This is a genomic window from Luteimonas colneyensis, assembly GCF_014836665.1.
In the GTDB taxonomy this organism is placed as follows: Bacteria; Pseudomonadota; Gammaproteobacteria; order Xanthomonadales; family Xanthomonadaceae; genus Luteimonas; species Luteimonas colneyensis.
On record NZ_JACSQJ010000006.1, the window covers coordinates 86,894 to 99,973 of the forward strand.

Consider the following 13,080-nt stretch of genomic DNA (forward strand, 5'->3'; position numbering starts at 1 on the left):
GTGTTCCTTACAATCCGCGGTCCAGAATGCGGCATTGCGCCGCAGCGCCCGTGTCCCGGCGCGGCCCTGGCGGTGTATGGACGAACCCCCGATTCTAATGCAAGGCCGCCCCAGGATGCCGAAGCTCGACCGCTACCTCTTCCGCGAATTCGCCCAGTCCACCTTCGCGGCGCTGGTGGTCCTGATGATCGTGAGCCTCGGCGGCGTGTTCGCCGACGTCCTCGGCGACATCGCGCGGGGGCGGGTCCCGGCCGGCCTGATGCTGTCCCAGCTCGGCCTGATGGTGCTGAACTACCTGCCGCTGATCCTGCCGCTGGGCCTGATGCTGGGCCTGCTGCTGGCGGTGGGCCGGCTGTACCGCGACTCCGAGATGCCGGTGCTGGTGGCCACGGGCGTGGGTCCGCGGCGGCTGCTGCGCCCGGTGATGATGCTGGTGCTGCCGGTGGTGGGCTTCATCGCGGCCTGCTCGCTGTGGCTGGGGCCCTGGGCGAACGACTATTCGCAGCGGATGGTGGCCGAGGGCAACCGCAACCTGCTGCTGGCCGGCCTGGAGGCCGGGCGGTTCGTCGAGCTGCCGGGCGGTGGCGGGGTGGTCTACGTGGGCGCGATGTCCGGCGAGGGCTCGGCCCTGGGCCGGGTCTTCGTCTATCGCCACGACGAGGACCGCATGGACGTGACCACGGCGCGGACCGGCCTGCTGAGCGTGGACGGCGCCGAGCGCTACCTGGACCTCGGCGAGGGCTTCCGCGTCGAAGGTCCGCTGGGCGAAGGGCTCGACTTCCGGATGATGCGCTACCAGCGCAATGAACTGCGCCTGCCCGATGCCGAGACCCGGGCCGCCGAGGACAACCCGGAGTACGCGACCACGCTCGCCCTGCTGTCCGACCCGCGGGTGGAAGCCCGCGCCCAGCTGCATGCGCGCATCGCGCCGCCCCTGCTGGCGCTGGCCTTCGCCCTGCTCGCGGTGCCGCTGGCCCGCAGCCCGCCGCGCCAGGCGCGCTACGGCCGGATCGCCCTGGGCTTCCTGGGCTACGTGGTGGCGATGAACTTCATGTCCCTGGGCACCCGCTGGCTCGAGGACGGCAAGCTGCCGTCGGCGCTGGGGCTGTGGTGGCTGGTGCTGCCGCTGCTGGCCTTCGGGGCCTGGATGTACTTCCGCGACGGCCGGGTCGGCGTGACGCGTCGCCGCCGCGCAACGGAGGCGGCGCGATGATGCCGTTTCCGAAGATCCACGACCTCCATGTCGCGCGCGTGGTGGTGGCCACCGTGCTCCTGGTCTGGACGGTGCTGGTGGGCCTCGATGCCGTGCTCGCGGCGGCCGACGAGGTCAAGAACATGGGCCAGGGCAACTACGGCTTCGTCAGCGGCCTGACCTACGTGGCCTACACGCTGCCGCGCCGCGCCTACACCATGTTTCCGACCGCGGCCGTGATCGGCGCGCTGATGGGCCTGGGCCAGCTGGCGGCCACCTCCGAGCTGACCGCGCTGCGCGCGCTGGGCATCTCGCGGCGCCGGCTGAGCGTCTCGGTCGCGGCGCCACTGGCGCTGCTGACCGCCCTGATGATGCTCAGCGGCGAGACCCTGGGCCCGGGCGCGCAGCGCAGCGCCGATGCCATGCGCGCGGCCGCGCGCTCCAACGACGTGATCGTCGCCCAGTACTCGGGCCTCTGGGCACGCGAGGGCAACACCTTCCTCAACGCCCGCGACGGCCAGGAGCGCGCCGAAGGCGGCGAGGCCTGGCTCGAACTCAACGACGTGCGCATGTTCGAGTTCGATGCCGACGGGCGCCTGGAATCGATCGCCAACGTCGGCCTGGCCGAGCACCGCAGTGGCGGCTGGCTGCTGCGCGACGTGCGCCGGGTGAGCTTCGAGGAACGGGCGGTGACCGAGGTGCGGGTGGACGAGGAGCGCTGGGAATCGCGCCTGGACGCCGCGGCGCTGGCCGCGAGCGCCGGCGGCGCGTTCCGCCCGCGCTACATGTCGGCGCGTGACCTGGCCCAGGGCATCGAGTACCGCAAGCGCAACGCGCTCGACGCCAGCGAGTACGAGGAACACTACTGGGCGCGCTGGTTCTATCCGGTCAACGTGCTGGCGCTGTGCCTGGCGGCGATCCCGTTCGCGTTCGGCTCCCTGCGCAGCGGCGGCCTCGGACGGCGGCTCTTCATCGGCGTGGTGTTCGCGCTGGGCTTCTGGATGCTGCAGAACCAGGTGGCCAAGCTCGCCGCGGTGTACGGATTCGACTACCGGCTCGCCTACGCGCTGCCGCCGCTGCTGATGCTCACCATCTCCTGGCTGCTGTTCCGCCGCCGCAGCGGCTGAGCGCGCCGCGGTTGCGCCATCCGTCCGTGGCGTTGGAGAATCCGGCACGTCGCGGGGTGGCAGCTCCAGGGTCCGCGGCAGGGGAGATCCGCGGCGATGCCGCGGGCGCTGGGGCGAAACCACAGGGAGAAACTGCAATGCACAGCACCATGCGAGTGGTCGCCGCCGCGGCGGTGATCGTCGGCGCCGGCCTGTTCGTGGCCGGGGATGCCGATGCGCGCCGCGGGGCGCAGGCCAAGGACGCGCCGGCCTGGATGAACGCCGAGGGCGAAGTGACCGATTCGGCCGCGGTCGAGGCGGGCTACGGGGAGACGGTGAAGGGCCTCAACGACTGGGAGGGCGAGATCACCGGCAAGCCGGCGCCCGGGAGCAAGTTCACGCAGCTGCAGATCGGCATGCCGATGAAGCAGGTGACCGACATCATCGGCGAGCCCACCGACCAGGGCGTCTACGTCACCGGCAAGGCCTTCATCCCGTTCTACTTCGGCTCCGACCGCCACCGCTACGAAATGGCCTACAAGGGCCAGGGCCGGCTGGTCTTCGCCGGCAAGGGCTGGGACAGCGGCGGCAACCTCATCTGGATCATCCACAACAAGGACGATTCCGGGTATCGCGAATAAGCGAGCTTGAGCCGTGACACTCGGGGCCCCGCTTGATGCGGGGCCTTTTTCCTGTCCGGCCGATTTCCTGGCGAATGCATGCGTGACGCGAAGCCTTTCTTCGGTCGGGCGCGCGCCGCGGGAGGTGGCTGGCGAGGGGAGTGCTCCGCGCCGCCGCCAGCCATCCATGGCTGGAAGCGGGGGCGTGGGCCATCCCTGGCCCACTCTCCGCACTCCCCTCGCCAGCCACCTCCCGCACGACCGATATCGGCGTCGGCATGAGTCGCACCCCCAGCGTCGTCGGTACCCGTCGCGCAGGCCGGGCGGATAGCGGACACGTCAGGCGTTCAGCGCGCGGCCGCGCCGCCCGTCGAAGCCGCGATCTCCAGGCTTGCGAAGCGGGGCGCTGCAAGGGGGATATGGACAGCGCACAAGGACGTGCGCGGTAGGCGCTTCAGCCATGGATGGCTGATGCGCCGGTCCATATCCCCCTTGCAGCGACACGCCTCTTTCCCGAAGCCGAACGGCATCCCCCGAAGCCCAACCCCGAACAGCCGCGCACCCTTGCCAGAGCCACGCATGGACCCGCCGCGGCAGGCGCGTCGCGCACGTTTGAATCCAACCCCGCCCGCGCCGACAATGGCGCCCCCTGACTCCCGGCGGCCTGAACCCATGTCCATCCTCCGCATGACCGACCTCGACCTCGCCGGCAAGCGCGTGCTGGTCCGCCAGGACCTCAACGTCCCGGTGGCCGACGGTCGCGTGACCTCGGACCAGCGCATCCTGGCCTCGCTGCCCACGCTCCGGACGCTGCTCGAGGCCGGCGCGGCGGTGATGGTGATGTCGCACCTGGGTCGCCCCAAGGAGGGCGAGTGGAGCGAAGCCGACTCGCTGGCACCCGTGGCGGCGCGGCTCTCGGAACTGCTCGGTCGCGACGTGCCGCTGGTGCGCGACTACCTCGACGGCGTGGACGTGTCCCCGGGCCAGCTGGTGCTGCTCGAGAACTGCCGCATGAACCCCGGCGAGAAGGCCGACGACGAGACGCTGTCTAAGCGCTACGCCGCGCTGTGCGACGTCTTCGTCATGGACGCTTTCGGCACCGCGCACCGCGCCCAGGCCTCGACCCACGGCGTGATCCGCCACGCCGCCCGGACCGCCGGCGGGCCGCTGCTGATGGCCGAGCTGGACGCGCTGGGCAAGGCGCTGCAGGACCCGGCGCGCCCGATGCTGGCGATCGTCGCCGGCTCCAAGGTCTCGACCAAGCTCGAGCTGCTGTCCTCGCTGGTGGGCAAGGTCGACCAGCTGATCGTCGGCGGCGGCATTGCCAACACCTTCATCGCCGCCGCCGGCCACGGCGTCGGCAAGTCGCTGTACGAGGCCGACCTGGTCGAGACCGCGAAGAAGATCATGGCCGAGGCCCGCGCCCGCGGCGCCGACATCCCGGTGCCCACCGACGTGGTCGTGGCCACCGCCTTCGCCGCCGACGCGCCGGCCACGGTCAAGCCGGTCGATGCCATCGGCGACGACGACCTGGTGCTCGACATCGGCCCCGACACCGCGAAGCGCTACGCGGCGATGATCGCCGACGCCGGCACCGTGGTCTGGAACGGGCCGGTGGGCGTGTTCGAGTTCGACGCCTTCGGCCACGGCACCGAGGTGCTGGCGCGCGCGATCGCGGCGTCGAAGGCGTTCTCGATCGCCGGCGGCGGCGACACCCTGGCCGCGGTCGACAAGTACGGCATCGCCGACGGCGTGTCCTATATCTCCACCGGCGGCGGCGCCTTCCTCGAGTTCCTCGAGGGCAAGGAGCTGCCGGCGGTCGTGGCGCTGGAACAGCGCGCGGGCTGAGTGCGCGAAGCGTGCCGCGGCGCCTGCCGCGGCGCGGCGCGCTCGGCTAGCATGGGCCATTCCCAGCCCCCGAGCGTGAGCCTTCCGATGTCCGAATACCGCCGCGGTACCCGCATCCTCGCCACCCTCGGACCGGCGACGGACGCGCCCGGCGTGCTCGACGAGCTGGTGCGCGCGGGCGTCAACGCGGTGCGCCTGAACCTGTCCCACGGCGTCCCGGACGACCACGCCCGCCGCGCGCGCGAGGTTCGCGAGGCCGCGGCGCGCGCCGGCGCCGAGGTCGGCATCCTGGCCGACCTGCCCGGCCCCAAGATCCGCATCGAGCGCTTCGCCGACGGCCGCGTGCAGCTGCGCGCCGGCGCGCGCTTCGACCTGCACGCGCGCACCGGCGCCGCGCCGGGCGACGCCACCGGCGTCGGCGTGAGCTACCTCGGGCTGCCCGGCGACGTGGCCCCCGGCGACGTGCTGCTGCTCGACGACGGGATGGTGCAGCTGCGGGTGCAGGCCGTGGACGGTGCGACCATCCGGACCACCGTGCTCAACGACGGCGTGCTGTCCGACCGCAAGGGCCTCAACAAGCAGGGCGGCGGCCTGTCGCTGGGCGCGATCACCGACCACGACCGCGACCTGATCAGGGTCGCCGCGGACATCGGCGTCGACTTCATTGCGGTCTCGTTCTGCCGCAACGCGGCCGACATGGAGGAGGCGCGGCGCGTGGCGCGCGCGCACGGCAGCGATGCGGCGCTGGTCTCGAAGATCGAGCGCGCCGAGGCCATCGCCAACCTCGGCGAGATCATCGACGCCAGCGACGTGGTCATGGTCGCCCGCGGCGACCTCGGCGTGGAGATCGGCGACGCCGAGCTGCCGGGCCTGCAGAAGAAGATCATCCGCGAGGCCCTGGCGCGCAACCGCGTGGTCATCACCGCCACGCAGATGCTGCAGTCGATGGTCGAAAGCCCGATGCCCACGCGCGCCGAGGTGCTGGACGTGGCCAACGCGGTGATCGACGGCACCGACGCGGTCATGCTGTCGGCCGAGACCGCGGCCGGGGCGTACCCGGTGGCCGCGGTGCAGGCGATGAGCCGGATCTGCGTCGGCGCCGAGCGCCAGTTCGAGCACGACACCGACTTCGAACGGGCGCAGCGCGGCCTGCAGCGCGCCGACCAGGCGATCGCGATGGCGGCGATGTTCCTCAGCGAGCACATCGGCGTGGCCGCGATCGTGGCCATGACCGAATCCGGCGGCACCGCGCGCTTCCTGTCGCGCTTCCGCTCCAGCGCGCCGATCTATGCGTTCTCGCGCCATGCCGGCGCGCGGCGCAGGATGAGCCTGATGCGCGACGTGTTCCCGATGGCGCACGACAGCCGCGGCCAGGGCGCGCGCGAGGCCGCGCGCGACGCCGTGGGCCTGCTGGTGGCCGCCGGCCTGCTGTCGTCCGGCGACCGCGTGGTGTTCACCAGCGGCGAGACCATGGAGACCCACGGCGCCACCAATACCCTGCGCCTGCTGCAGGTCGGCGAAGATGGCGCCGCCCAGGGCCTCGGTACCCTCTGACCGCCGCTTCCCCTGTAGCTGTTCCTGCAGGCAGGCCGGGAGGGCGGGGCGGGCGGGCCAGGGCCCGGCAAGCGCCCGGCAAGCGCGGCTATAATGAGCGGCCCTGCCGCCTGCCCGAGAATCAGACGAATGAGCATCGAACAGCTTGCCGAAACCGCCCTCGCCATGGTCGCCCCGGGCAAGGGCATCATCGCGATCGACGAGTCCACCGGCACCATCGCCAAGCGCTTTGCCGGCGTCGGCATCGAGAACACCGAGGAGAACCGCCGCGCCTACCGCGAGCTGCTCCTGTCCACGCCGAAGCTCAACGAGTACATCAGCGGCGCGATCCTGTTCGACGAGACCATCCGCCAGTCGACGAAGGACGGCGTGCCCTTCGCGAAGTTCATGTCCGACAACGGCATGATCCCGGGCATCAAGGTCGACAAGGGCACCCACGCCCTGGCCGGCTTCCCCGGCGAGGTGGTGACCGAGGGCCTGGACGGCCTGCGCGCGCGCCTGGAGGAGTACTACAAGCTCGGCGCCCGCTTCGCCAAGTGGCGCGCGGTGATCAACATTGGCGACGATGTGCCCTCGGGCACCTGCATCGAGGCCAATGCCCACGCGCTGGCGCGCTACGCCGCGCTCTGCCAGGAGCAGGGCCTGGTGCCGATGGTCGAGCCGGAAGTGATCATGGACGGCAACCACGACATCGAGACCTGCTACGAGGTCAGCGAGGTCACCCTGCGCGCGCTGTTCGATGCCCTGTACAACCAGAACGTCGCCCTCGAGGGCACGATCCTGAAGGCCTCGATGGTGCTGCCGGGCAAGGACTGCGACGAGCAGGCCAGCGTCGACGAAGTGGCCGAAGCCACCCTGATGTGCCTGAAGTCGGCGGTGCCGGCGATCCTGCCGGGCATCGTGTTCCTGTCCGGCGGCCAGTCCGACGACGACGCCACCGCGCACCTGGACGCGATGAACCGCATGGGCCCGAATCCGTGGCCGCTGTCGTTCTCCTACGGCCGTGCGATGCAGTCGGCGGCGCTGAAGCTGTGGTCGCAGGACCTCACCGGCAACTACGCCTCGGCCCAGGCCACGGTGTACGAGCGCGCCAAGGCCAACGGCCTGGCGGCGCTGGGGCAGTGGACCCGCGGCTGACCGCGTCCCCGCAGGACACAGGAAGGGGCGGCCTCGGCCGCCCCTTTTCTGTTCCGGCCGGCCCCGCGATGACCGGCGCCCCTGTAGGAGCAGCTACAGCTGCGACCCGCACCGCGGCAATCGCTGCACTCCGTGGTCGCAGCTGTAGCTGCTCCTACAGGAGGCCCCCGGAAGGCAAGCCGTCCGCGGTGGTCAGGGCAGCCCGGCCAGCCAGTCGTCGTCACTGCCTTCGGCCACGCCCTCGAACAGCGGCGTCGAGAAGTAGCGCTCGCCGGTGTCGGGCAGCATCGCCAGGATGACCGCGCCCTCGGCGGCGCCCTTTGCCACCTGCAGCGCCGCGGCCACGGTGGCGCCTGCCGAAATGCCGGTGAAGATGCCTTCTTCGGCCGCCAGGCGGCGCGCGGTCGCGATGGCCTCGTCGTCGCTGACCGACAGCACGCGGTTGGCCACCTCGCGGTTGAGCACCTCGGGCACGAAGTCCGGGGTCCAGCCCTGGATCTTGTGGGGGGTGAAGTCCCCGCCCTGGAGCAGGGCCGCCACCGCCGGCTCGGCGGCCACGACCTCGACCTCGGGGCGCGCCAGCTTCAGCATCTCGCCCACGCCGGTCAGGGTGCCGCCGGTGCCCCAGCCGCTGACGAAGTGGTCCAGGCGGCGGCCGGCGAAGTCCTGCAGGATCTCGGCGGCGGTGGTGTTGCGGTGCCAGGCCGGGTTGGCCGGATTGGCGAACTGGCTGGCCAGGAACCAGCCGTGCTCGTCGGCCAGTTCCTTCGCGCGCTTCACCATGCCGGTGCCGCGCTCGGCGGCCGGGGTCAGGATCACGCGGGCGCCGTAGGCGCGCATCAGCTTGCGGCGCTCGACCGAGAAGCTCTCGGCCATGGTGGCCACGAAGGGATAGCCGCGCGCGGCGCAGACCATCGCCAGCGCCACGCCGGTGTTGCCCGAGGTGGCCTCGACGACGGTGTCGCCGGGCTTGAGCAGGCCGCGCTGCTCGGCGTCGAGGATGATGGCCAGGGCCAGGCGGTCCTTGACCGATCCGCCGGGATTGAAGGATTCGACCTTCGCGTAGACGGACACGCCGTCGGGCGCGATGCGGTTCAGGCGCACCACCGGGGTCCGGCCGATGGTGTCGAGGATGCTGTCGTGGATCATGGGCGTCGTCCTGGTGTGGGGAGGGACGCATTCCAGAGTGCGCCGTAACGCACGGGCGCGCCAGCGGTTGACCGGAACGCGGCATCCCGCGTCCGGGCCTCATGGCACACGAGGCCGACACGGGCGGCCGATAGAATCACCGGCTTCACTTGCCGACTCCGCCGACTCCCAGATGCCCCACGCCGTGCCCACCCCCCGGTTCGCCCGCAAGGCCTGCTGCGCCGTCCTGCTCACCCTGGCCCTCGCCGCCTGCTCGGCCGGGGAGGGCGGCCCGGGCGGCGGCGGGGCGCCGGCGGCGGTGGTGACGACCACGACGGTCGCCATGCGCCCGTTCAACGACCGCATCCGCGCCCTGGGCACGGTGCAGGCCCGCGAGTCGGTCGAGGTCACGGCCAAGGTCAGCGAGGTCGTCGAGCGCGTGCACTTCGAGAGCGGCGACGTGGTCGCGGCCGGGGCGCCGCTGGTCACGCTCAGCGGGCAGCAGCAGCAGGCGGCGCTCGCCGCCGCGCGCGCGACCGCCGACGAGGCCGACCGCATGCTCAAGCGCCAGCAGGAGCTCGCCGCGCAGCAGCTGATCGCCAGCGCCACGCTCGACACCCAGCGCGCCACCCGCGACAGCGCGCTGGCCCAGGTGCGCCAGATCCAGGCCAACCTGGCCGACCGCACCATCCGCGCGCCGTTCGGCGGCGTGCTCGGCGTACGCCAGGTCAGCCCGGGCGCGCTGATCACGCCCGGCACCGTCATCGCCACCCTCGACGACCTGTCGTCGGTGTACGTCGACTTCCCGGTGCCCGAGGCGCAGCTGGCCAACGTCGCGGTGGGCCAGCGCATCACCGGCACCAGCACGGCGTGGCGGGGGCGCGGCTTCGAGGGCGTGGTCAGCAACGTTGGCTCGCGCGTCGATCCGGCCAGCCGCGCCTTCAGCGTGCGCGCCGACTTCGCCAATCCCGAGCGCCTGCTGCGCCCGGGGATGCTGCTGGAGGTCGAGCTCGAGCGCGCCGAGCGCCAGGCGCTGCTGGTGCCCGAGATCGCCGTGGTCCAGGTCGGCCGCGACACCTTCGTCTACCGCGTCCGCCCCGACGACACCGTGGAGCAGGTGACGGTGGCGATCGGGTCGCGCGTGGCCGGCCAGGCCGAAGTCACCGCGGGCCTGGCGGAGGGCGACCGCATCGTGGTCGACGGCACCGGCAAGCTGCGCCCCGGCGGCAGCATCGTCGAGGCCGGCAGCAGCGGCGCCGACGACGACAGCGGCGAGACCACCGACGAAGCATCCGGAGGCTGAGCCATGGTGCTGTCGGACCTCTCGATCAAGCGCCCCGTCTTCGCGACGGTGATGAGCCTGCTGCTGATGGTGATCGGCGTGATGGCGTTCTCCCGCCTGACCCTGCGCGAGCTGCCGGCCATCGATCCGCCGATCGTGTCGGTGGACGTGAACTACCCGGGCGCCTCGGCCGCGGTGGTCGAGACCCGCATCACCCAGGTGCTCGAGGACGCGCTGTCGGGCATCGAGGGCATCGAGACCATCCAGTCGCGCAGCCGCAACGGCAACGGCTCGGTCACGCTCGAGTTCACGCTCCAGCGCGACATCGAGGCCGCGGCCAACGACGTCCGCGACGCGATCAGCGGCGTCGCCGACCGCCTGCCCGACGAGGCCGATGCGCCCGAGGTCGAGAAGGCCGACAGCGACTCGGACACCATCATCTGGCTCAACATGAGTTCGACGGCGATGGACACGCTGCAGCTGTCGGACTACGCCGACCGCTACATCGTCGACCGCCTGTCGAGCCTGGACGGCGTGGCGCAGGTGCGCATCGGCGGCCGCCAGCGCTACGCCATGCGCGTGTGGCTCGACAGCGCGGCGATGGCCGCGCGCGGCATCACCGCCAACGACATCGAATCCGCGCTGCGCGCCGAGAACGTCGAGCTGCCGGCGGGCCGCCTGGAATCGGGCAGCCGCGACTTCACCCTGCGGGTGGAGCGCAGCTACGTCGAGCCGCAGGATTTCGCCGCGATGCCGCTGCGCAAGGGCGACGACGGCTACGTGGTGCGCCTGGGCGACGTCGCGGAGATCGAGCTGGCCTCGGCCGAGCGCCGCGCGTACTACCACAGCAACGGCCAGCCCAACATCGGCCTGGGCATCGTCAAGACCTCGACCGCGAACGCGCTGGACGTGACCCGTGCGGCGCGCGCCGCCGCCGACGAGATCCAGAAGTCGCTGCCGGAAGGCACCGACATCTTCGTGGCCTTCGACGACACCGTGTTCATCGAGGCCTCGATCAACCGCGTGTACTGGACGCTGGGCGAGGCGGTGGCCCTGGTGCTGGTGGTGATCTGGCTGTTCCTGGGCAGCTTCCGCGCCGCGCTGATCCCGGCGGTGACGGTCCCGGTCTGCCTGCTGGCGGCCTTCATCCCGCTGCTGCTGTTCGGCTATTCGATCAACCTGCTGACGCTGCTGGCGCTGGTGCTGGCCATCGGCCTGGTGGTGGACGATGCGATCGTGGTGCTGGAGAACATCCAGCGCCGCGTCGACCTGGGCGAGCCGCGGCTGGTGGCGTCGGTGCGCGGCACGCGCCAGGTGGCGTTCGCGGTGATCGCGACCACCACGGTGCTGGTGGCGGTGTTCCTGCCGGTGGGCTTCATGGAGGGCAACACCGGGCGCCTGTTCCGCGAGCTGTCGGTGGCGCTGGCCGGCGCGGTCGCGCTGTCGGCCTTCGTCGCGCTGACGCTGACGCCGATGATGGCTTCGAAGATGGTGCGCCCCCACAGCGAGGAGAAGTCGAACCCGGTCAACCGCTGGTTCAACGCGCGCCTGGAATCGGTGACCGCGGCCTATGGCCGCCGCCTCGAGGCGATGTCGGGCGCGCGCCCGGGCAAGGTGGCCGGCGGCGTGCTGCTGGTGATGCTCGCCTGCCTTGCGGCCGCGTGGGGGCTGATGCGCTTCGTGCCGTCGGAGCTCGCGCCGGCCGAGGACCGCGGCTCGTTCTTCGTGTCGATCATCGGGCCCGAGGGCGCCGGCTTCGACTACACCGTGCAGCAGGTGCAGGAGGTCGAGAAGGTCTTCGCCCGCCGCGTGGCCGAGGAGGGCAGCGCGATCCGCCGCTACAACACCCGCGCCCCCGGCGGCTGGGGCGCGAGCGAGGAGATGCACTCGGGCAACGTCATCGTCTTCCTGGAGGACTGGGACAAGCGCGAACAGAGCACGGCCGAGGTGGCGGACTCGCTGCGCTCGGAGCTGGGCACGCTCAGCGGCGTGCAGGCGCAGCCGCGCGTCGGCGGTGGCCTGGTCGGCAGTCGCGGCCAGCCGATCCAGATGGTGCTGGGCGGGCCCGAGTACGCCGAGATCGCGCAGTGGCGCGACGTCGTCATGCAGCGCATGGAGGAGCACCCCGGCTTCTTCTCGGTCGACTCCGACTACAAGGAGACCCGCCCGCAGATGCGCGTGAACATCGACCGCGCGCGCGCCTCCGACCTCGGCGTCAGTGTCACCGACATCGGCCGCGCGCTGGAGACGATGATGGGCGGCCGCCGCGTCACCACCTTCGTCCAGGAAGGCGAGGAGTACGACGTGGTGGTGCAGGCCGGCCGCGACGGCCGCGCCGAGCCAGCCGACCTGGCCGCGATCGAGGTGCGTTCGCGCAGCGGCGAGCTGGTGCCGCTGTCGAACCTGGTCACCCTGTCCGAACTGGCCGAGGCCGGCAGCCTCAACCGCTTCGACCGCATGCGCGCGATCACCATCAGCGCCGGCCTCGCGCCGGGCTACCCGATGGGCGAGGCGCTGGCCTTCCTCGACGAGGTGGTGCGGACCGAGCTGCCTGACTATGCGCAGGTCGCGTGGAAGGGCGAGAGCCGCGAGTTCACCAAGGCCGGCGGCGCGGTGCTGCTGACCTTCGCGATGGCGCTGCTGGTGGTCTACCTGGTGATGGCCGCGCAGTTCGAGAGCTTCGTGCATCCCTTCGTGATCATGCTGACGGTGCCACTGGCGGTGCTGGGCGCGCTGATCGGCCTGGCGCTGACCGGCGGCACGCTCAACCTCTTCAGCCAGATCGGCGTGGTGATGCTGATCGGGCTGGCGGCGAAGAACGGCATCCTGATCGTCGAGTTCGCCAACCAGCTGCGCGACGAAGGGCGCAGCGTGGCGCAGGCCATCGTCGAGTCGTCGACGGTGCGCCTGCGCCCGATCCTGATGACCTCGATTGCGACCGCGGCGGGCGCGCTGCCGCTGGTGCTCGCCGGCGGACCCGGCTCGGCCAGCCGCGCGACCATCGGCGTGGTGATCATCGCCGGCGTCGCCTTCTCGACCCTGCTGTCGCTGTTCGTGGTGCCCGCGTTCTACACCCTGTTCGCGCCGTTCACGCGCTCGCCGCAGGCGGTCGCGCAGGAACTGGAGCGGCAGGAGCGGGACGTGCCGCCGGTGGGCGGGCACGCCTGACCGGAAGGGCCGCCGCGGGCGGCCGGTTCTCTGCAAGGCCCCGAT

The 13,080-nt window shown here is 71.7% G+C and carries 9 protein-coding genes; 8 read left to right on the forward strand and 1 reads right to left on the reverse strand.

Features of this window, described 5'->3' with window-relative positions:
• Positions 1-115: 115 nt before the first annotated feature.
• The 6 genes from lptF to H9645_RS10965 all read left to right on the forward strand — a co-directional run bounded on the left by lptF (position 116) and on the right by H9645_RS10965 (position 7,457).
• Complete coding sequence (lptF, locus tag H9645_RS10940; RefSeq protein ID WP_191729735.1) at positions 116-1,213, forward strand: LPS export ABC transporter permease LptF; 1,098 nt, start codon at positions 116-118, stop codon at positions 1,211-1,213.
• On the forward strand, positions 1,210-2,319 hold the full coding sequence (gene lptG, locus H9645_RS10945) for an LPS export ABC transporter permease LptG (RefSeq protein ID WP_191729736.1): 1,110 nt from the start codon (positions 1,210-1,212) through the stop codon (positions 2,317-2,319). Before lptF ends, lptG begins: the two co-directional genes overlap by 4 nt.
• A 191-nt stretch (positions 2,320-2,510) precedes the next feature.
• Positions 2,511-2,939, forward strand: a complete 429-nt coding sequence (locus H9645_RS10950; protein WP_191729848.1) for a hypothetical protein — start codon at positions 2,511-2,513, stop codon at positions 2,937-2,939.
• 651 nt (positions 2,940-3,590) lie between these two features.
• The gene (locus tag H9645_RS10955; protein ID WP_191729737.1) at positions 3,591-4,766 is read left to right on the forward strand and encodes a phosphoglycerate kinase; all 1,176 of its coding nucleotides are present in this window, start codon (positions 3,591-3,593) and stop codon (positions 4,764-4,766) included.
• 87 nt (positions 4,767-4,853) lie between these two features.
• Positions 4,854-6,320: a pyruvate kinase gene (gene pyk / locus H9645_RS10960; protein ID WP_191729738.1), complete on the forward strand. Its 1,467-nt coding sequence runs from the start codon at positions 4,854-4,856 to the stop codon at positions 6,318-6,320.
• Positions 6,321-6,449: 129 nt separating this feature from the next.
• Complete coding sequence (locus H9645_RS10965; RefSeq protein ID WP_191729739.1) at positions 6,450-7,457, forward strand: class I fructose-bisphosphate aldolase; 1,008 nt, start codon at positions 6,450-6,452, stop codon at positions 7,455-7,457.
• 192 nt (positions 7,458-7,649) lie between these two features.
• On the opposite strand, the gene cysK is transcribed toward H9645_RS10965, so the two are convergent.
• Positions 7,650-8,606, reverse strand: coding sequence for a cysteine synthase A (gene cysK, locus H9645_RS10970; RefSeq protein WP_191729740.1), 957 nt, complete (start codon positions 8,604-8,606; stop codon positions 7,650-7,652).
• Between the two features lie 172 nt (positions 8,607-8,778).
• On the opposite strand from cysK, the gene H9645_RS10975 reads away from it, so the two are divergent.
• Positions 8,779-9,888 carry an efflux RND transporter periplasmic adaptor subunit gene (locus H9645_RS10975; protein ID WP_191729741.1) on the forward strand — a complete coding sequence of 370 codons (1,110 nt, stop codon included), beginning with the start codon at positions 8,779-8,781 and terminating at the stop codon, positions 9,886-9,888.
• Between the two features lie 3 nt (positions 9,889-9,891).
• Positions 9,892-13,035, forward strand: coding sequence for an efflux RND transporter permease subunit (locus H9645_RS10980; protein ID WP_191729742.1), 3,144 nt, complete (start codon positions 9,892-9,894; stop codon positions 13,033-13,035).
• Positions 13,036-13,080: the final 45 nt, after the last annotated feature.